The following is a 21,080-nucleotide window of genomic DNA, read 5'->3' on the forward strand; positions in this document are numbered from 1 at the left end:
ATCTATTATTCTCGCTAAAATAAGCACTGATATTACAGCGCTTTATTTTTCTATGTTAAATCAATGCTATGCTAGCTTTTATTTTGAGAGATGGTTATGAACGCGATTGAATTATTATTGACCCGTCAATCTGACGCCAAATTAACAGAGCCAGGCCCAAATGAAGAACAACTCGCGGTGATCCAGCAAGCCGCGCTACGTGTTCCCGACCATGGTTGTATTGCACCTTGGCAATTTATTGTTGTACAAGGCGATGCGCGCCATAAATTAGGCGACATTTTTCAGCAAAGTGCAATTGCAGAGCAACAAGCCGAAAAAATGATTGAGCGCACTAAAGAGCACCCGTTGCGCGCGCCTATGATTATTATTGCTATAGCAAAGTATCAAGAACACCCAAAAGTTCCGCGAATTGAGCAAATACAAAGCGCAGGGTGTAGCGTATTTGCTATGCAACAAGCGGCTTTTGCACAAGGGCTTAGTGGTATTTGGCGAACTGGTTTTTTTGCGCAAAGCCCTGCAGTTAAACAGGCATTAAAATTAAATGAGCAAGACGAAATAGTGGGCTATTTGTATTTAGGCACACCGGCTGTTGATTGTAAAAAGTCGCCTCGTCATAAAACTGTTGATTTTTTCAGCTACTTATAAAATAAGATGAACTTTTTGCCCTACTTATACTCATACACCATTAACGCTTGTATGTTAGAGTGGATGTGTAAGTGACCAGAACTCTTTATAATAAATCTATCTCTAGCAGCTATTTTCAACGCTAGAGAAAATAAGTTTAAATATCATTATTATTAAATGTGTTAGTAAATACCTTAACCAGAGTTCAGGTTAAGTAGTTTAGCTGTGAGAAGTGCTAGGATGCGTAATCTATAAAACTCCTTCTGCAGTTTGTTTTTTAATCGATTGTTTTTTGATAAAGTATGGAAAGTCTTAATAAAAACAAAGATAAAGAAGACGAAATTAATGGGAAATTTATTTTTACGTGAAAAAGAAAGTTGGCTAGCCTGGTCTTTTTGGGGCGCCATAGGTGCTTTTATAACCCTTTATGTTGCAATGAGTACCAGTAAAGCACATTTTATTGTTGCCTCATCAATGGGTGTGTTAGTTGTTTTAACCTGGTGGATGCAACAATCTAAACGCTATGACTTTGGTCGTGCATTTAAAATATGTTGTTATGTGTTATTGCTCACCGTATTGCCTGCATTTTTGGTTGTAGTAGTGCCTAGTGATGATTTAAATCGATTTGATTTAATATTTCAAAGTGCAACATTTTTAACTTTAAGTTTATTTGTGTGTTTGCTTTGTTCTTGGATTGCACGCAGACCAAAGCAATATTACTAAAATAAACTCCTTTGTTAAATTTAGCTGTTGCTAAATTAATAATTGGTATTTAAATACATTGCTTTAATTTTAAGCATAAAATTATTTTTAACGATTTTATGCTTTTAAGCCTTTACAAGTTTGTCATTTACCCCTATTATTCGCGCCGTGCGGAGAGATGGCAGAGTGGTCGAATGCACCGGTCTTGAAAACCGGCATGGGTTTATAGCCCATCTAGGGTTCAAATCCCTATCTCTCCACCATTATTTAAAAAAACCGCCTTATTGGCGGTTTTTTGCTTTGTGGAACTTGTATGTCAAAATCAACTAACCTTTCAACCTCACAGCAATTAATTAAACACGTTTTATTATGGATTGTGTTTGCTTATTGTTATCAAAGTGCAATAAGTTTATTAGTCAAAATGGCGCTTGATGCGCAACCAAATAACCCTGTTATTACCGCCTTTGTTTATGCCCTCGGTTTTAATATTTTAGTGGCTCATTTAATTACTAAATACGATAAATTTTGGCCAGTTATTGGCTCAGTATTTATAGGTTTAGTTGGGCTTGTGGTAATTCCATTTTTATTATTTGGTGCTAGTGGATTACTCACTTTAGCGCTACTTGCTGGAATTTTATGCAGTTTACCAGTGAGTACCTATATTGTTGGCCTAATTAAAGTAAAACACAGCAAAAACTAGCCCCAAAGCGGGTTTATTTTGTGATAGCATAGTCGCGTCTTTTAACTAACAAAACGTGAAAAACACATTATGTCAGATAATTTTACTACAGATGCTGAAAAAGCAAGTTACGGTATTGGCTTACAAATGGGTGAGCAACTTAAGTCTAATCCTTTTGAAGGCTTAAACCTAAATTCAGTGTTTGAAGGCATGAAAGATGCGTACGCAGGTAGCGCTTTTCAAGTTGAGATCCCTGAGATCCAAGCTGCTTTTGAAAAAATCAATGAAGAAATTCAAGCTCGTCGCGAGCAAGAATCACAAGTACTTGCTGCTGAAGGCATTGCATTTCTAGAAGAAAATGCAAAACGTCCTGAAATCACAGTGACTGAATCAGGTCTTCAATACGAAGTAATTACTACAGGTGAAGGCGACAAGCCAACAGCTGAGTCTACAGTACGTGTTGATTACCACGGTACATTAATTAACGGTACTGTTTTTGATAGCTCATACGAGCGCGGTCAACCTGCTGAATTCCCAGTAGGTGGCGTGATCAAAGGCTGGACTGAAGCATTACAAATGATGCCAGCGGGTACTAAATGGCGTCTTTACGTTCCTCATGACCTTGCTTATGGTGAACGTGGTGCCGGTGCTGCAATCGCACCTTACTCAACACTAGTATTTGATGTTGAGTTACACGAAATTATTGCTTAAGTATTCTTAAGCAATAAATAAAAAACCGCATTCATTAAATTGAATGCGGTTTTTTTGTGTCTTACCGGTATATTTAACTTTTTCTATTGCTCATTTATTTCTTTTTGTGAAAAGTATTTAAAGTGAGATATGTATAAATAGGATATAAAACACTGCACTTTAGCAAGCAATAAATATGCCCCAGCATAGCAAGGGGCTTATTAATGATTAGCGGTAATTAAAGTATATTGTTAAAAGTAGCCGCGAATACCAAAGCGGAAGCTTCTACCTGGTAATGGGGCGGTGTCTTTAATAAATGAGCTATGTACAAAGCCAAGCTCATCAGTAATATTATCAACGTTGATATACAGTTGTGTATCAAGGTTACCTAAATCTAGCTGATAGTTAGCTTGTGCATCAAATAAAGTATAACCATCGGTTTTAGTCTCATAGGCGGTAATATCGGTTTGTGAAAAATAATGGGTACCGGTTAATGCGAATTGCCAATTACCTAAGTTGTATTGCAACTCAGAGCCTAATTTATTAGCAGGGATACGAGGTAAGTTTTCATCGTCTTGCTTGAGTTTTGCTCGCGTAGAGTCACCAAATACTTTAACCAAGGTGCTTGCGTTAACTTTATAATGCGCATCAAACTCTAAGCCATACAGCTCGGCGTCTTTACTGGTAAACTGATACACCGCCACACCATGGTCGTGGCCGTTATCAGCCGCTTCTAAACCATGTTCTTCATCAAATACTAAGCCAGTATTTTCTTGAAAGTAAAAGTTTTTAATATCATTATAAAAAAAGTTTACAGAGTAACCAAAGTCACCGCTAAAGCGTCTAAAACCTAAATCAATATTGGTTGAGGTTTCTTGTTTGATATTCTCGGGTTCAAAATGCGCTTCACCGTCTTCAATATGATAGCCTAGGCCAAGCTCATAGGTACCAGTTGCAATGTGTAAGCCATTAGATAATAGCTCTGCAGAGAGCGGGGCACGTTCTGAGTGTGAAAGACTCATTGCCATACTATATCCAGGGGTATATTGCCAAATAGCACCCATTGAAGCGCTAAGGTTAGTAAAGCTTTTAGTGTAGTCAAGTACTTCAGCATTGCTTGTTTGCGTGTCATCATGGCTATGCTGATGCGTTGCTATTTGGCTTTTTATTTTATAGTCTTCAACTCGCGCACCTAACTCAATAGTTACATCACCAAACTCACGTTCTTCTAATAAATATAAAGCATTAGTGGTCGTTACACTGGCTGGCGTAAATGCTTCTTCGCCGTTGGCATCATAATCAGAATCACTGTAGTGATAACCCACCATGCCATGCCAATTGGCAAACTTATGCTCTACGTTTAAGCGTGCTTCAGTGGTTTTGTTTTTAAATGTAGTGCCTATTTCACCATTTTCAATTTCACTGTGTAAGTAATCTGTATAGCCTAAGCGCAAATTAATGGTTTCAATCCAATTATTATGTAGCGCATAGCTTAATAGACCTTGCCAGCGATCTTGCTCTAACTGGGCAAAAACAGGTGTTTCTTCATGTGCTTCATCACTATGGGCATCGCCGTCGGCTGCATGATCATGTTCATGTCCGTGATCATGCTCATGACCTGGAATACCATAATCCGTTTTTATTTTACCGTAAGAAAACCCAACCGTTAAATGCTCACCTACGTAGCTAGTACCAAAGTTAACGGTTTCACTGTCGATAAAGGTGTTTTCTACAGAATCTTTACTTTCAACATCACCATCTTCGTGAAGCTGGTTAAATCGTGGTGTTTGATAGTCATCGCCGCTGCGTTTAGTGCCATCAAAATGAAAGTTAAAATTATTATAACCCGTCTCTAACTTTGCAGCGTAGGTATTCGCGTTGGATACCGAATCGTGACTGTATTCTACTGCACCGGTTAATTCATCTATATTACTCGTAGGAATGCGGTTATCAACTACGTTTACCACACCACCAATAGCACCAGAGCCATACAGTAGGGTACTTGGGCCACGTAGTACTTCTATTTGTTCAGCAGCTAAGCTGTCGCTAGAAGTAGCATGATCAGGGCCAATACGCGATGCATCACTGCTGTCTAAGCCATTTTGCATAATTTTAACCCGAGGGCCATCTAAGCCACGAATAATTGGGCTTGATGAAACAGGGCCAAAATAACTCGCGTTAACTCCCGGTAAGCCTTTTAGGGTTTCGCCAAGCGTTGGCTTTGACTTGTTTCTTAGCTCATCACCAGAGAGTACATTTACCGGAGAAATCATTTCTAAGCTACTTTTGTGCAAGGCCGATGCAAACACAACTACAGTTTCAATAGAGGTTGGCTTTAAAGCAATTGCAATATTGTTTGATGACTCGGTTACCGTAATGCGTGAATCGCTATAGTTATCTTTGCTAATATGCAGCTGGCCGCTCGCATCAAGCTCAATGGCAAACTCGCCAAGCTTGTTGGTTTTAACGCTTTGAGATTTACCGTGTACATGAATAGTGGCGTTTTCAATAGGTTGATTTTTTTCATCTGTTACTTTGCCATTAACAGTGGCAGCAAGTGCAGAGTGAGAGCATAAAACAGAAAAAATTGCAGAAGAAATTAATGTTAGCTTAGTCATGAGTCTTTAAGTTCGTGGTTGTTATGTTGTGATATAATATAACACTACAAAAGCGACGGTTCAATGATGTTATAGTATAACCTTATCGATTTTAGTAATTAATTAGCAAGGAAATCTTCAAGACTTTGATTATTAAGGATTTATAAAGGTTAGTTAATTTAGTTTATGAATATGCTTTTTATAAAGGGCTAAAAAGTACTTTTAAACTAAGTGGTTTAAAAGTACTTAAAACTGATTAGAGAGTGATTTTTAGACTGTTTGGTTTAAATGAAGTTGAAGTTAAAGTTTAATATGTATGTCGCCATTAGGTTTGCAGCAGCACAACAGTATTTCGCCGTCGCGTACAAACGCTAGAGGCTCTTCATTATAATCAACTTTACCTGACACTAAAGTCGCTCTGCAGGCACCGCAATAGCCTTCGCGGCATTGAAAGGCCACTTCTATCTGTTGAGATTCTAGGCAGTGTAAAACAGAAGGGCAGCCAGTGCTAAATTCTATGCACTGGCTGTTATCTGCAAGCGTAATGCTTGCAGTAGGTCGATCAGTCATTATAAATCAAAGTCACCAAATTCAGAGGCATCAACTTGCGAGTCTATTTGACCAACAAGGTAGGAGCTAATTTCAGCTTCTTGTGGTGCTACTTGCACGTTATCTGACACCAACCAAGAGTTTATCCATGGGATAGGATTACTGTTGTTTTTAAACTGTGCAGGAAAACCAATGGCTGTCATTCGAGCGTTGGTAATGTATTCAACGTACTGACATAAAATGTGTTTATTTAAGCCAATCATTGAGCCATCTTTGAATAAGTACTCGGCCCATTCTTTTTCTTGCTCTGCAGCGTCCACAAACATTTTAATTGCTTCGTCGCGGCACTGCGCGGCAACAATCGCCATTTCTGGATCGTCTTTACCGTCTTGCATAATATTTAAAATATGCTGAGTGCCAGATAAATGTAGCGCTTCATCGCGGGCAATAAGCTTGATTATTTTAGCGTTACCTTCCATCAATTCACGCTCAGCAAACGCAAACGAGCAGGCAAAGCTGACATAAAAACGAATCGCTTCTAAAATATTTACCGACATCATTGCCAGGTAAAGTTTCTTTTTCAGCTCAAATAAATTAACAACAACAGATTTACCGTTAATCTCGTGTTTGCCTTCACCGTATAAATTGTAAAGCGACACTGAGTTAATTAAATCATCGTAGTATTTTGTTACCGCATCGGCACGTTCACTAATTTTATCATTGCTAACTATGTCATCAAAAATAAGTTCAGGTGCTTGGGTAACATTACGAATAATATGCGTGTACGAGCGGCTATGAATCGTTTCACTAAACGCCCACGTTTCTATCCATGTTTCTAACTCTGGTAGCGATACAATAGGTAGTAGGGCCACGTTTGGTGAACGCCCTTGTACGCTATCAAGCAATGTTTGATATTTTAAGTTACTTAAAAATATATGCTTTTCATGATCAGGTAATGCTTGAAAGTCTAAGCGGTCTTTGCTTACGTCTACTTCTTCTGGGCGCCAAAAAAACGAAAGCTGCTTTTCAATTAGTTTTTCAAAAATAGGGTATTTTTGTTGATCATAACGAGATACGTTAACGGTTTGGCCAAAAAACATTGGCTCTTCCATTTGGTTATTATGTTTACGACTAAAGGTAGTATAAGACATGTTTATCACTCAAAAAACTATCAGAATAAAGCGGGCTTAGTGCCCGCTTAAAATAAAAACTCAAAAATTAAATTTTACACGCGCCGCCTGCGCAATCATCATCTTCAAGATCCGGTGTATCTTCTTGTGCATCAGATGCACCATCGCGGGTATTGTGATAGTACAAGGTTTTAACACCCAATTTGTAGGCGCTAAGCAAATCTTTTAATAAGACTTTCATCGGTACGCGACCGCCTTCAAACTTACCAGGATCATAATTTGTATTGGCCGAAATAGACTGGTCAATAAATTTTTGCATTATACCCACAAGTTGTAAGTAACCATCGTTTGAAGGAATATCCCACAGTAACTCGTAGTTATCTTTTAAACGTTCATATTCAGGTACAACTTGCTTTAAAATACCGTCTTTACTTGCTTTAACGCTAATATGACCACGTGGTGGCTCAATACCGTTTGTTGCGTTAGAAATTTGCGACGATGTTTCTGATGGCATTAGCGCACTTACTGTTGAGTTACGCATACCGTGCTCTTTAATGCTGGCACGTAATGCATCCCAATCAAGGTGTAGTGGCTCATCACAAATTTTGTCAAGATCTCGCTTGTACGTATCTGTTGGCATTATACCTTGAGAGTAGGTTGTTTCGTTAAACTTAGGACATGCACCACGCTCTTTAGCAAGCTCGTTTGATGCTTTCATTAAGTAGTATTGAATCGCTTCAAATGTTTTGTGCGTTAGTGCATTTGCGCTGCCATCTGAATAACGCTTACCGTTTTTAGCTAGGTAGTATGCGTAGTTAATTACGCCTATTCCTAGAGTACGACGACCCATAGTGGCATTTTTTGCAGCCGGTACTGGGTAGTCTTGAAAATCAAGTAAGTTATCTAAAGCGCGTACAGCAAGCTCAGCCAATTCTTCAAGTTCATCTAGTGACTCAATAGCCCCTAAGTTAAATGCAGAGAGTGTACATAGCGCAATTTCGCCTTCTTCGTCGTTTACGTTATCCAACGGCTTAGTTGGTAATGCAATTTCTAAACATAAATTAGATTGGCGAATAGGTGCCACTTTAGCAATGAACGGGCTGTGCGTATTACAGTGGTCAACGTTTTGTAAGTAAATACGACCGGTACTTGCACGTTCTTGCGCAAACATTGAGAACAGTTCAATAGCTTTAATGCGTTTTTTACGAATTGATTCGTCTTGTTCGTATTTTACGTAAAGCGCGTCAAACTCGTCTTGGTCTTCAAAAAATGCATCGTAAAGGCCTGGCACATCAGAGGGGCTAAACAAGGTAATGTAGTCGTCTTTAATTAAACGCGAGTACATTAGTTTATTAAACTGTACGCCGTAATCTAAATGACGCACGCGGTTGTCATCAACCCCGCGGTTATTTTTAAGTACTAACAAGTTTTCTACTTCTAAATGCCAAAGCGGGTAGAACAAGGTTGCTGCGCCGCCACGTACACCGCCTTGCGAACAGCTTTTAACCGCTGTTTGAAAGTGCTTATAAAAAGGAATACAACCCGTATGGTACGCTTCGCCATTGCGAATATGGCTACCCAGTGCACGAATGCGACCTGCGTTAATGCCAATGCCGGCACGTTGCGATACGTATTTAACAATTGCAGACGAGGTGGCGTTAATTGAATCAAGGCTGTCGCCACACTCTATTAATACACACGAGCTAAACTGGCGTGTTGGCGTACGAACACCTGCCATAATTGGCGTAGGCAGTGAAATTTTAAACAATGAAATCGCATCGTAAAAACGTTTTATATACGCAATACGTGTATCGCGAGGGTAGTCAGCAAACAAGCTAGCTGCGACTAAAATATATAAAAACTGCGCGCTTTCATAAATCTCACCGGTTACACGGTTTTGAACTAAGTATTTACCTTCAAGCTGTTTAACCGCAGCATAACTAAAGTTAAGGTCACGGCTGTGATCTAGGTATTCGTCTAATTCGTCAAGCTCTTGCTCGGTGTAATCTACCAGTAGGTGAGCGTCGTAGCGTTTGTCGCCAACCATTTTTGTTACATGATCAAATAAACGTGGTGGCTCAAATTGGCCATACGCTTTTTTACGTAAATGGAATACAGCTAAACGTGCTGACAAATACTGATAATCAGGAGATTCTTTTGAAATCTGATCGGCTGCAGCTTTAATGATGGTTTCGTGAATATCTTTAGTACGAATACCGTCGTAAAATTGAATGTGTGATTTTAATTCAACTTGCGAAACCGAAACGTTATTTAACCCTTCGGCGGCCCATTCAATAACGCGATGGATCTTGTCAAGATCAAGTGGCTCTTTACGGCCGTCACGTTTGCTTACAGATAACTGTTGGTTCATAGTTTTGCCTGTATTCCTTGGAAATTAAGTATTTTGACCAATGATTAATACTCCAAAATAACAGAGTATCTATTCATTTATTATTGTTTACACCAATTCAGGCGATTTTATTGAATAACATTTAGCCACAATATCTGGTGTTGTTCAAATTAGAGATCACAAGATAGTGTGGTCCGCGTTGTTTTGCAAGGGACAGAATTGCCCCTAATTGTGGATAACGTCGGGATAACACATTTGTGTTAGTAAGCATTAACCTTCGAACATTCGGTTAAGTTGAAATTTACAAAAATCAACTAAGGATCTACTAAATTTACGCTTTTTAAAAATATATTTTGACTGCTTTTTTTATCAGCAGGCTTTGTGTGAAAACTAACACAATCACAATATATAGTGTTTAATAATTAACATAGCACTATATATGGTTAAAACCTTCAATAGGGCTTTGCCAATTAAAATCGGCCTGCCAGCTCAAAACTTCGGTTAAGTTAGGCACGTAACCCCAAAGTGCGGTTGCGGTGTGCATACCTGCCGCTTTACCTGCTTGAATGTCACGCAAAGCATCGCCAATGTACAAGCAACGATTTGGTGCAACGCCCATTAGCTTGGCACAATGTAGTAAAGGTAAAGGCGAAGGTTTAGCTTCAGCTAAAGTATCGCCACTGATAACCACGCAGGCATTTTTTAAAGCAGGGATCGCGGCCACTAAAGGGTCGGTTAAAAATCCGGGTTTGTTAGTCATGATCCCCCATTTGATGTTTTTTCGCTCCAGTTCGATAAGTAGTGGCTCAATACCAGCAAAGCACGTGGTGTGTTTGGCTATGTTAGCCGCGTAGGCATCAATTAATTGCTTAACGAGTTGTGCTTGCGGTTGCTCACCCCATTTATCTTTAAAACCGACCTCTAACAAGGCTGCTGCGCCATTAGATGCTGCAGCGCGATATACCTCACGACTTACTGTATCTAATTGCTGCGAACGCAGTACGGTATTTAAAGCTGCACCTAAGTCATCAGCGGTATCGAGTAAAGTGCCATCTAAGTCAAATAAAAAAGCATCGTACTCTATAGTAGGTGACGTTGATTGAGAGCTGACCATTACGCTAACTTCTCAAAATGCAGAATATAATTTACGCTTACGTCGGTATTAAGCGAGTACTGCTTAGATAATGGATTATAAGATAACCCAGCACTGGCGCGCACTTTTAAACCCGCTTGTTCAGCCCAGGCAATTAACTGTGCTGGTTTAATAAACTTTTTGTGATCGTGAGTGCCTTCAGGCACCATTTTTAATAGCTTTTCTGCACCAATAATGGCGTACAAATAGGCTTTAGGGGTTTTATTAAGTGTTGAAAAAAACACATCAGCGCCGGGTTTTGCAAGCTCTGCAACAGCATGAATAATAGAAGCCGGATCGGGTACATGCTCCAGCATTTCCATACAGGTTACTACATCAAAGCGAGCAGGGTGCTCGGATGCATATTGTTCAGCAGGTACTTTAATATACTCTACATGTACGCCTGTCTCTAGGCTGTGTAATTTGGCAACAGTTAAAGGCTCTTGCCCCATATCTATTCCAGTTACCTTTGCCCCCATGCGCGCCATGCTCTGGCTTAAAATACCGCCGCCACAACCTACATCTAGTGTTTCTTTGTCAAATAAACCGCCAGTTTTATTAGCTATAAAGTCTAAACGTAAGGGGTTTATTTCGTGAAGCGGTTTAAATTCCCCGTCTAAATCCCACCACCGCTCTGCGATGGCCTCAAATTTTGCAATTTCTGCGTGATCTACATTTTGATGTTCGGTCATAAAATACTTCCTCGTCAATCTGGGGGCATTATATAGGGCTAAATTGGTAAATCGCAAAGTTTTGCGCCTGTAAATCTAAATAAATTGTGGTAGCATGTTTCTTTAGCAATAATAACAAATTCTCTTGATACCTAATAGTGGGTGTTTAAGAGCTGATACTGAAGGAATGTGATATCAATGACTGATCTCGCCCATGGCATTCTGCCAGTCAATATTGAAGACGAGTTAAAAAACTCCTACTTAGATTACGCAATGAGCGTAATTGTAGGACGTGCATTACCAGACGTGCGTGATGGCTTAAAACCTGTTCACCGCCGCGTTTTGTTTGCAATGAACGAGCTTAGTAATGATTGGAACAAGCCTTACAAAAAATCGGCACGTGTTGTCGGTGACGTAATCGGTAAATACCACCCACACGGCGATAGTGCTGTTTACGACACTATAGTACGTATGGCACAGCCATTCTCACTGCGTTATATGCTAGTAGATGGTCAAGGTAACTTCGGTTCGGTTGATGGTGATTCAGCAGCGGCAATGCGTTATACAGAAGTACGTATGGCAAAAATGTCGCATGAATTATTAGCCGATCTTGAAAAAGAAACGGTTGATTTCGTTCCTAACTACGACGGCACTGAGCAAATCCCTGACGTTTTACCAACCAGAGTTCCTAACTTATTAGTAAACGGTTCATCGGGTATTGCGGTAGGTATGGCAACAAACATTCCACCTCATAACTTAACTGAAGTGGTAAATGGCTGTTTAGCACTCATTCAAAACCCTGAATTATCTATTTTAGAGTTAATGGATTATATCCCGGGCCCAGATTTTCCAACTGCTGCAATTATCAACGGTAAAAAAGGCATAGAGCAAGCCTATTTAACTGGCCGTGGTAAAGTGTACATGCGTGCCCGCGCTGAAATAGAAGTAGATGAAAAAACGCATCGTGAAACTATCATTGTTCACGAAATACCTTATCAAGTTAACAAAGCGCGCCTAATTGAAAAAATTGCCGAGCTGGTTAAAGATAAAAAAATTGAAGGTATTAGTGCACTACGTGATGAATCAGATAAAGACGGTATGCGTATCGTTATTGAGATTAAACGTGGTGACGTAGGCGAAGTTATTTTAAATAATTTATATGCGCAAACGCAGTTACAAACTGTGTTTGGTATGAATATGGTTGCGTTAATTAACAACCAGCCTAAGTGCTTTAATTTAAAAGAAATGCTTGAAGAGTTTATTATTCACCGCCGTGAAGTAGTAACTCGTCGTACTGTTTTTGATTTACGCAAAGCGCGTGACCGTGCACATATGCTAGAAGGTTTAGCAATTGCACTGGCAAACATCGACCCAATTATTGAGCTTATTCGTAATTCACCAACACCTGCTGAAGCAAAAGTTGCTTTAACAGCGCGTTCGTGGGAATTAGGTAACGTAAAAGCCATGCTTGATAAAGCAGGCGAAGACAACGTTGCCCGCCCAGATTGGTTAGCTGCTGAGTTAGGTATTCGCGATGGTCAATACTTTATTTCTGAGCAACAAGCTCAAGCAATCCTAGATTTACGCTTACATAAGCTAACGGGTTTAGAACACGAAAAGATTCTAACTGAATACCAATCGTTATTAGATTTAATTGCTGAGCTTTTACATATTTTGGCAACACCAGAGCGTTTAATGGAAGTTATTCGCGATGAGTTAGTTGAAATTAAAGCGCAATATGGTGATGAGCGTCGTACTGAAATAAATGCCGCAGCACACGATATCAGCCTTGAAGATTTAATTACCGAAGAAAACGTAGTAGTAACGCTTTCTCACGAAGGTTATGTTAAGTATCAGGCTCTGTCTGATTACGAAGCGCAGCGTCGTGGTGGTAAAGGTAAATCGGCAACGAAGATGAAAGATGAAGATTTCATTGAACGTTTATTAGTTGCTAATACGCACGATACTATATTGTGTTTCTCAACGGCTGGTCGTTTATATTGGCTTAAAGTGTATCAGTTACCACTTGCAAGTCGTGCAGCGCGCGGCAAACCAATTGTTAACTTATTGCCACTTGAGGCAGATGAACGTATTACCGCTATATTGCCAGTACGCGAGTATGCAGAAGATAAATACATCTTTATGGCAACCGCATTTGGTACAGTGAAGAAAACACCACTAACGGCATACAGTCGTCAACGTGCAAGCGGTATTATTGCGGTTAACCTAAATGAAGGCGATAGCCTAATTGGTGTTGATGTTACCGATGGCAGCAACGAAATTATGTTGTTTACCGATGCAGGTAAAGTAGTACGCTTTAAAGAAGCAGAAGAAACAACGGTTGTTGATGAAAACGGTAACCCAGTACTAGACGAAGAAGGTAACCCTGAGATTCGCTTCAAAGGTGTTCGTCCTATGGGTCGTACAGCTACAGGTGTTCGTGGTATTAAAATGCCTGAAGGACAACGCGTAGTATCGTTAATTGTGCCTAAAACAGATGGTGCTATTTTAACCGTGACTGAAAACGGCTACGGTAAACGTACTTTACTTGAAGACTACCCAGCGAAGAGTCGTGCGACTCAAGGTGTAGTGTCTATTAAAGTAAGTGAGCGTAATGGTGCGGTTGTAGGTGCTGTACAAGTTGACGATAACGATGAAATAATGATTATTTCAAATCGTGGTACCTTAGTACGAACTCGCGTTAATGAAGTTTCTACGGTTGGACGTAACACGCAAGGTGTTATTTTGATCAGAACTATTGACGAAGAGCAAGTAGTTGGTTTACAACGTATAGAAGAGATTGAAGTTACCGAAAGTGACTTAATTGATATCGAAGACGTCGAAACAGTTGATACGGTTATTGATGAAGTAGCGGATGATAATCCTCCTTCAGAATAATTGAGATTAAAAAAGCGGCCTTGGCCGCTTTTTTTAATGGTGTTGAATAAAATTAATATTAATAATACTGCGCAATAAAATAATTTTTACAATAGCAAAAAGACTCAATTGCAAGACGTTAATTTATATATATAGTTGTTCTCAGTAATTGTTTTATATTGCTCTGTTTGCTGCATTAATGCAGCTTTATAGGTAATGAAGGCTTTAATACTATGAGTGAGGCTATAGCCCACTTAATGATCACAGCTTTAATTTAATGTGTATAACCTGATTGAATGGTAATCGGGTGTATAATTTTTTAATTACTGGAATGAGGAAAAGGTAATGAGTAAGTATAATTTTTGTGCGGGGCCGGCCATGTTACCGCCAGCAGTAATGAAAAAAGCACAACAAGAATTTATAGATTGGCAAGGTTTGGGTGTATCGGTGATGGAAATGAGTCACCGTAGTAAAGAGTTTTTAGCGCTCACTAAAAAATGTGAAGCGAGCCTGCGTCGTTTAATGAATATTAGCGATGAATTTGAAGTGCTGTTTATGCATGGTGGCGGTCGCGGTCAATTTAGTGCTGTGCCATTAAATTTACATCAGGAAAATAAATCAGCGGTTTACTGCGAAAACGGCGTATGGTCAAAAAGTGCAACGGATGAAGCAAATAAGTTTACCCAAACTACCGCTATCGATGTTCGTAACGATACCGATGGTCAATTTTCGATTAAAGCAGTGGCTGACTGGCAGTTGCCTGCAGATGCGTCGTACATTCACTATTGCCCTAACGAAACCGTTGATGGCTTAGAGATTTTTGATGTACCGAGTCATCCAACAGCGCCAATTATCGCAGATATGTCGTCAACTATTTTATCGCGTGAAATTGACGTTAATCAATTTGATTTAATTTACGCTGGCGCACAAAAAAATATAGGTCCTTCGGGCATTGCAATCGTTATCGTACGTAAAACATTACTAGCACGTGAAGGGCTTCCTAAACCAGGTATTTTAGATTATGCACTAGAGGCCAAGCAGGGCAGTATGTTTAATACGCCACCAACATTTGCATGGTATTTAGCGGCTGAAGTATTCCAATGGCTTGAGCAAAATGGTGGTGTAAAAGCCATGGAAGCACAAAATATTGCAAAAGCTGAACTACTTTATAATTTTATCGATAATTCTGATTTTTATTCTAATAAAGTAGCTAAGCATAGTCGCTCGCGTATGAACGTCCCTTTTTGGTTAAATGATGAAAGCTTAAACAGTAAGTTTGTTGCTCAATCAAACGAAGCAGGCTTGCTAGCACTCGAAGGCCATAGAATTGTAGGTGGAATGCGCGCCAGTATTTACAACGCAATGCCACTTGAGGGCGTGCAAGCGCTTGTTGATTTTATGGCTGCTTTTGCAAAGGAAAATAGCTAATGGAACAATTACGCTTAGAACCTATTTCGCGTGTTAATGGCAGCGTCACTCTGCCGGGTTCAAAAAGCTTATCAAACCGTATATTGTTATTAGCGGCATTAGCAAATGGCACTACTGTTGTTGAAAACTTACTTGATAGCGACGATATACGCCATATGTTGGGCGCGTTACAATTATTAGGTGTTAACGTTAGTTTAAACCAAGAGCGAACAGTTGCTACAGTACAAGGTGTTGGTGGGGTATTTAAAACCCCCAGAGAGCCTTTGTTTTTAGGTAATGCAGGCACAGCTTACCGTCCTTTAACCGCTGTACTTGCTGCGGTTGCAGGTGAGTACGAACTGATTGGCGAGCCACGCATGGAAGAGCGCCCAATAGGGCATTTAGTCGATGCGCTGCAAGCACTTGGCGGTGATATTACTTACAGCAAAAATAAAGATTACCCACCGCTTAAAATTATAGGTGGGCAAATTAACGGTGGTGAAGTTGCAATTGACGGCAGTATATCAAGTCAATTTTTAACTGCATTACTAATGGCTGCACCACTGTTTAATGGTGATACCAAAATAACGATTAAAGGCACTTTAGTATCTAAACCCTACATTGATATTACCCTTGATGTAATGGCACGCTTTGGAATAGAAGTTGAGCATAGTAATTATGCAACTTTTACCGTAAAAGGTGGTCAACAGTACCAGTCACTTGAACGTATTATGGTTGAAGGCGATGCGTCTTCTGCATCTTACTTTGTAGCTGCAGCTGCAATTGCCGGTGGCGAAATTGAAATTAAAGGTGTCGGTGCTAAATCGGTGCAAGGCGATATTGGCTTTGCTAAAGTAATGGAACAAGTGGGCGCTAAAATAGATTGGTATGATGAGCGTTTAGTTGTTCGTAAAGGCCAATTAAACGGTGTTGATATTGACGCAAATGCCATACCTGATGCAGCAATGACATTAGCCACTGTGGCTCTGTTCGCTAAAGGGCCAACGGCTATTCGTAATATTTATAATTGGCGCGTAAAAGAAACCGATCGACTACACGCTATGGCAACTGAGCTCAGAAAAGTGGGCGCAGAAGTTGTAGAAGGGCACGATTTTATAGAAATCACTCCCCCGAAACACTTTAACGATGTAGCAATTGATACTTACGATGACCATCGCATTGCCATGTGTTTTGCTATGGTTGCCGTAGGTGGAAAGCCAATCACGATTAATGATCCTAAGTGTACTTATAAAACATTTCCGACATTTTTCAATGTATTAGCATCAGTTAGTGAGTAGGTTTTTGATGTTAATTAATAAAAAGTTACACACTAATAGCGATCTATTTAAATAACTGACGTATAATATTGCGGTTTACTTAGGTGTGCATTGTAGGAGGTTTAAATGCAGGCGTTATTAATGCCCGTGATCACCGTAGATGGCCCAAGTGGTTCAGGTAAGGGAACTGTTTGTCGCTTGTTAGCCGAAAAGTTGGGATGGGATGTACTTGATAGTGGCGCAATTTACCGCGTTTTATCTCTAGCGGCACTTCACCATCAAATCGCATTAGATAACGAAGATGCATTAGTTCCCTTAGCTGCTAACTTAGATGTGCAGTTTTTGGTAGATAGTCAAACTAATGCAGCAAAGGTTGTTTTAGAAGGTGAGGATGTAACCACTACAATCCGTAACGAAGAAGTAGGGGCTGCAGCATCAAAAGTAGCAGCACTACCTCGCGTACGCGAAGCGTTATTACGTCGCCAACGCGCATTTAGAACTGAACGAGGTCTAATTGCTGATGGTCGTGATATGGGTACTGTGGTTTTTAAAGATGCACCGCTAAAAATATTTTTAACCGCCAGTGCACAAGAACGCGCCAAACGACGTTTTGTTGAGTTGAATGCTCGCGGTCTTAATGTTACACTGAGTGGTCTATTAAAAGACATTCAAGAGCGTGATGATCGCGATATGAATCGTGCCGTTGCGCCACTTGTGCCTGCAGAGGATGCTATTGAGCTTGATACTAGCGAGCTTAATGCACAGCAAGTATATGATAAGGTATTAACTTTATTGGATACGGCTATCTCTGAAGGTCGGCTTCCTAAACGAAGCTAAACACATTTTATGCACCAGCAGGATGCCAGTGCTATTTTAACAACCCCATGCAGCATGGTTGCTTATTGGTATAATATATAGAGACGTATATTCGTATGTCAGAAAATTTTGCGCAGTTATTTGAAGAAAGCTTAAAGGGTTTTGAAGCAGAGCAAGGCTCTATCGTTAAAGGTACAGTAATCTCAATCGAGAACAACATTGTACTTGTAGATGCTGGTCTTAAATCAGAAAGTGCTATCCCTGCTGAGCAGTTCAAAAATGCTGCTGGTGAACTTGAAGTTGCTGTTGGCGACGAAGTAGATGTTGCACTAGATGCAATTGAAGACGGTTTCGGTGAAACTATCCTTTCTCGTGAGAAAGCGAAGCGTCACGAAGCGTGGATCCGTCTTGAGAAAGCATGTGAAGAGCAAGAAACTGTTACTGGTGTTATCAACGGTAAAGTTAAAGGCGGTTTCACAGTTGAAGTTGATTCAATCCGTGCTTTCCTACCTGGTTCACTTGTTGATGTTCGTCCAGTACGTGACACAACTCACCTTGAAGGCAAAGAGCTTGAATTTAAAGTAATCAAGCTTGATCAAAAACGTAACAACGTTGTTGTTTCACGTCGTGCAGTTATCGAATCTGAAAACTCACAAGAACGTGAAGAGCTTCTTGCTAACCTTGTTGAAGGCCAAGAAGTTAAAGGTATCGTTAAGAACCTTACTGACTACGGTGCATTCGTTGACCTTGGTGGTGTTGATGGTCTACTACACATTACTGATATGGCGTGGAAGCGTGTTAAGCACCCTTCAGAAATCGTTAATGTTGGCGACGAAATCGCAGTTAAAGTTCTTAAATTCGACAAAGATAAAACTCGTGTATCTCTAGGCCTTAAACAGCTTGGCGAAGATCCATGGGCAGCTATCGCTGGTCGTTACCCAGAAGGTTCTAAACTTTCTGGTCGTGTTACTAACCTTACAGATTACGGCTGTTTCGTGGAAATCGAAGAAGGCGTTGAAGGTTTAGTTCACGTTTCTGAAATGGATTGGACTAACAAGAACATCCATCCTTCAAAAGTTGTTAGCCTTGGCGACAGCGTTGAAGTTATGGTTCTTGAAATCGACGAAGAACGTCGTCGTATTTCTCTTGGTCTTAAGCAATGTATTGCTAATCCTTGGCAGGAATTTGCTCGTCTACAAAACAAAGGCGACCAAGTTACTGGTAAGATCAAATCAATCACTGACTTCGGTATCTTTATCGGTCTTGACGGTGGTATTGATGGTCTTGTACACCTTTCAGACATTTCTTGGAATACACCTGGCGAAGACGCTGTACGTGAATTCAAGAAAGGCGACGAAATCACTGCTATCGTATTGCAAGTTGACCCAGAGCGCGAACGTATCTCTCTAGGTGTTAAGCAAATCGAAGCTGACCCATTCAATAACTACCTTGATGCAAACAAAAAAGGTGCTATTGTTAAAGGTAAAGTGACTGAAGTTGATGCTAAAGGCGCAACTATTGAACTTATCGAAGGCGTTGAAGGTTACATCCGTGTAGCTGATATCGCTCAAGAGCGCGTTGAAGATGCAACTACTGTTGTTTCTGTAGGCGACGAAATTGAAGTTAAATATGTTGGTGTTGATCGCAAGAACCGCACTTTAAGCTTATCTGTTAAAGCTCTTTTCGAAGCTGAAGAGAAAGAAGTAATAGAAAAGCTTAAGAAAGACGAGCCAGTGTTTGAAAACGCAATGGCTGCTGCTTTCGCAAATGCACAAAAAGACTAATTAATCAGTCTTTAATTGGAAGGGCAGTTTATGCCCTTCCATTATTTCTTTTAAGGAAATGCTATGACTAAGTCAGAACTGATAGAAACACTTGCACAGCAACACGCACACGTTCCAGTGAAAGATGTTGAAAATGCAGTAAAAGAAATTCTTGAACAAATGGCCGGCTCATTATCTTCTTCAGATCGTATTGAGATCAGAGGTTTTGGTAGTTTTTCTTTGCATTATCGCGCTCCACGTACCGGTCGTAACCCTAAGACTGGCGAAACAGTAGAGCTAGATGGTAAACATGTACCACATTTTAAACCAGGTAAAGAATTACGTGATCGTGTAAACGAGAGCATTGCCTAGTTAACTTATTGGAGTAGGGTACTTGTTTAAGGTATTAAAAATTATTCTGGTTGCACTTTGCTTGATCAGTGCATTTGTATTGGGTTCTCAAAATCCACAATTAGTACAAATAAACTATATTATAGCCAGCAATACATTGCCTTTAGCCGTTATAATAAGTATTTGCTTTTTATTAGGTGTTGTAATTGGTTGTTTTGTAAGCTTTAAATTGTTTTCACAACTTAAGTGGCAAAATTATCGTTTAAAAAAACAGTTAGCACCTGAACAAAATAAAAAAAAGCCTGCTGCTGATAAAGACTCATAATTATGATTGAGCTGTTATTTTTACTACTTCCTGTGGCTGCCGGTTACGGCTGGATAATGGGAAAAAACAGTGCTAAAAATCAAGCTCATCAATTTAATCGGCAGATCACCTCTGAATATAGTAAAGGCTTAAAGTTTTTACTCGACAGGGAAGAAGATCAAGGCCTTGAACATTTAATTAATTTACTAGAAGTTGCAGCTGACTCGGTTGAACATTATTCAACGCTTGCAACTATGTTTCGCCGCAGAGGCGAGCTAGACCGCGCAATAAAAATTCACGAACTCCTTTTAAAACACCCAAGCCTTAATGAGCAACAAGCTGCTGCTAGTCGTTTAGAATTAGCAGAAGATTATGTTATGGCTGGGCTATTAGATAGTGCCGAAGAGCATTTAGTTTGGCTTGTTAAAATGGACCACAGTGAAGCATTAGATCCTATTATCACTCTATATTCGCAAACCCGAGAGTGGCAAAAAGGGATTAATATGTTTGAAGCGCATAGTGAATTATTTTCAAAAGAACAACACTTTAAAGCCATAGCTAACTTTTACTGTGAGCTGGCGTTAAGTGATAATAACCCCTCATTAATGCGCAAAGCCATTAGTTTGAATCATAAAGCGATACGTCCTTTATATGAACTTGGTTTGTCTGCATATACTAAAGAAGACTACGTAAAGGCAATTTACTATTGGCGCGAATTAATTTGCCAATTTACATTTTTTGCTCCTTTATTTGTCGATAAATTAGCACATTGTTATAAGCATCTAAATTTAACTCATCAATTTCATCAGCTGATCAGTGAGTTACTCGACAAAGGTGGCGTGCTAATAAAAATACAACATTGCCAAGCTTTGTTAGAGCAAGGCAATACAGAGCAAGCTTTTGAGTTTTTAACTGATAGCTTAAAGCGCCAACCAACCATACGCGGGTTTAGTTTTTTATTACAACTAATGGGCGCTCAAGATAAAAATACTAAAGAGGTGCTCGACCAAATAGATAAACTGGTCACTTCTTATATTGCCACCAAACCAGACTTTCAATGTCAGCATTGTGGCTTTACTAGTTATACAATTTATTGGAATTGTCCTTCTTGTAAGCATTGGGAAACTACTGTACCAAGCAAGGGCTTAGACGGATTTTAAT

General features: G+C 39.8%; 18 protein-coding genes and 1 tRNA gene. 13 read left to right on the plus strand and 6 right to left on the minus strand.

Annotated elements, in window-relative coordinates; translation table 11 throughout:
- Positions 1-96: 96 nt before the first annotated feature.
- The 5 genes from H5079_RS02055 (at position 97) to H5079_RS02075 (ending at position 2,716) form a co-directional block, all read left to right on the plus strand.
- Positions 97-645 (plus strand): NAD(P)H nitroreductase, encoded by a 549-nt coding sequence (locus H5079_RS02055; protein WP_182683308.1) that lies wholly within the window; start codon positions 97-99, stop codon positions 643-645.
- A gap of 324 nt (positions 646-969) precedes the next feature.
- Positions 970-1,347 carry a hypothetical protein gene (locus H5079_RS02060; RefSeq protein ID WP_011328092.1) on the plus strand — a complete coding sequence of 126 codons (378 nt, stop codon included), beginning with the start codon at positions 970-972 and terminating at the stop codon, positions 1,345-1,347.
- A 151-nt stretch (positions 1,348-1,498) separates the two neighbouring features.
- Positions 1,499-1,589, plus strand: a tRNA-Ser gene (locus tag H5079_RS02065).
- A gap of 50 nt (positions 1,590-1,639) precedes the next feature.
- Entirely contained in the window at positions 1,640-2,026 is a 387-nt protein-coding gene (locus tag H5079_RS02070; RefSeq protein ID WP_011328093.1) for a hypothetical protein, read from the plus strand.
- 69 nt (positions 2,027-2,095) lie between these two features.
- Complete coding sequence (locus H5079_RS02075) at positions 2,096-2,716, plus strand: FKBP-type peptidyl-prolyl cis-trans isomerase (protein WP_011328094.1); 621 nt, start codon at positions 2,096-2,098, stop codon at positions 2,714-2,716.
- A gap of 230 nt (positions 2,717-2,946) precedes the next feature.
- Here the strand turns inward: H5079_RS02075 and H5079_RS02080 are convergent, their stop codons facing one another.
- The 6 genes from H5079_RS02080 to ubiG all read right to left on the minus strand — a co-directional run bounded on the left by H5079_RS02080 (position 2,947) and on the right by ubiG (position 11,145).
- Positions 2,947-5,313, minus strand: a complete 2,367-nt coding sequence (locus tag H5079_RS02080) for a TonB-dependent receptor domain-containing protein (RefSeq protein ID WP_182683309.1) — start codon at positions 5,311-5,313, stop codon at positions 2,947-2,949.
- Positions 5,314-5,592: 279 nt separating this feature from the next.
- Complete coding sequence (yfaE, locus tag H5079_RS02085) at positions 5,593-5,862, minus strand: class I ribonucleotide reductase maintenance protein YfaE (RefSeq protein WP_011328096.1); 270 nt, start codon at positions 5,860-5,862, stop codon at positions 5,593-5,595.
- Entirely contained in the window at positions 5,862-6,992 is a 1,131-nt protein-coding gene (nrdB, locus tag H5079_RS02090) for a class Ia ribonucleoside-diphosphate reductase subunit beta (protein WP_011328097.1), read from the minus strand. Before nrdB ends, yfaE begins: the two co-directional genes overlap by 1 nt.
- Before the next feature lie 67 nt (positions 6,993-7,059).
- Positions 7,060-9,342: a class 1a ribonucleoside-diphosphate reductase subunit alpha gene (gene nrdA, locus H5079_RS02095; protein ID WP_011328098.1), complete on the minus strand. Its 2,283-nt coding sequence runs from the start codon at positions 9,340-9,342 to the stop codon at positions 7,060-7,062.
- A 412-nt stretch (positions 9,343-9,754) separates the two neighbouring features.
- A complete protein-coding gene (locus H5079_RS02100; RefSeq protein WP_182683310.1) occupies positions 9,755-10,435 on the minus strand; it encodes an HAD family hydrolase in 681 nt (226 codons plus the stop codon).
- Entirely contained in the window at positions 10,435-11,145 is a 711-nt protein-coding gene (ubiG, locus tag H5079_RS02105; protein WP_086996055.1) for a bifunctional 2-polyprenyl-6-hydroxyphenol methylase/3-demethylubiquinol 3-O-methyltransferase UbiG, read from the minus strand. Before ubiG ends, H5079_RS02100 begins: the two co-directional genes overlap by 1 nt.
- Positions 11,146-11,322: 177 nt before the next feature.
- On the opposite strand from ubiG, the gene gyrA reads away from it, so the two are divergent.
- From gyrA to lapB, 8 genes are all read left to right on the plus strand, one after another.
- Positions 11,323-14,022 carry a DNA topoisomerase (ATP-hydrolyzing) subunit A gene (gene gyrA, locus H5079_RS02110; RefSeq protein WP_011328101.1) on the plus strand — a complete coding sequence of 900 codons (2,700 nt, stop codon included), beginning with the start codon at positions 11,323-11,325 and terminating at the stop codon, positions 14,020-14,022.
- 324 nt (positions 14,023-14,346) lie between these two features.
- A complete protein-coding gene (gene serC / locus H5079_RS02115) occupies positions 14,347-15,429 on the plus strand; it encodes a 3-phosphoserine/phosphohydroxythreonine transaminase (protein ID WP_011328102.1) in 1,083 nt (360 codons plus the stop codon).
- Positions 15,429-16,706 (plus strand): 3-phosphoshikimate 1-carboxyvinyltransferase, encoded by a 1,278-nt coding sequence (gene aroA, locus H5079_RS02120; RefSeq protein ID WP_011328103.1) that lies wholly within the window; start codon positions 15,429-15,431, stop codon positions 16,704-16,706. Before serC ends, aroA begins: the two co-directional genes overlap by 1 nt.
- A 105-nt stretch (positions 16,707-16,811) precedes the next feature.
- Positions 16,812-17,522, plus strand: a complete 711-nt coding sequence (gene cmk / locus H5079_RS02125; protein WP_011328104.1) for a (d)CMP kinase — start codon at positions 16,812-16,814, stop codon at positions 17,520-17,522.
- 95 nt (positions 17,523-17,617) lie between these two features.
- Positions 17,618-19,285 carry a 30S ribosomal protein S1 gene (gene rpsA / locus H5079_RS02130; protein ID WP_011328105.1) on the plus strand — a complete coding sequence of 556 codons (1,668 nt, stop codon included), beginning with the start codon at positions 17,618-17,620 and terminating at the stop codon, positions 19,283-19,285.
- 63 nt (positions 19,286-19,348) lie between these two features.
- Positions 19,349-19,636: an integration host factor subunit beta gene (gene ihfB / locus H5079_RS02135; RefSeq protein ID WP_011328106.1), complete on the plus strand. Its 288-nt coding sequence runs from the start codon at positions 19,349-19,351 to the stop codon at positions 19,634-19,636.
- A gap of 22 nt (positions 19,637-19,658) precedes the next feature.
- Positions 19,659-19,940: a lipopolysaccharide assembly protein LapA domain-containing protein gene (locus H5079_RS02140; protein WP_011328107.1), complete on the plus strand. Its 282-nt coding sequence runs from the start codon at positions 19,659-19,661 to the stop codon at positions 19,938-19,940.
- Positions 19,941-19,942: 2 nt separating this feature from the next.
- Positions 19,943-21,079 (plus strand): lipopolysaccharide assembly protein LapB, encoded by a 1,137-nt coding sequence (lapB, locus tag H5079_RS02145; protein WP_086996072.1) that lies wholly within the window; start codon positions 19,943-19,945, stop codon positions 21,077-21,079.
- The last annotated feature ends 1 nt before the right edge of the window (position 21,080 follow it).

Origin of the sequence: Pseudoalteromonas sp. SG44-5 (genome assembly GCF_014164175.1) — a bacterium.
Lineage (GTDB): Bacteria > Pseudomonadota > Gammaproteobacteria > Enterobacterales > Alteromonadaceae > Pseudoalteromonas > Pseudoalteromonas nigrifaciens.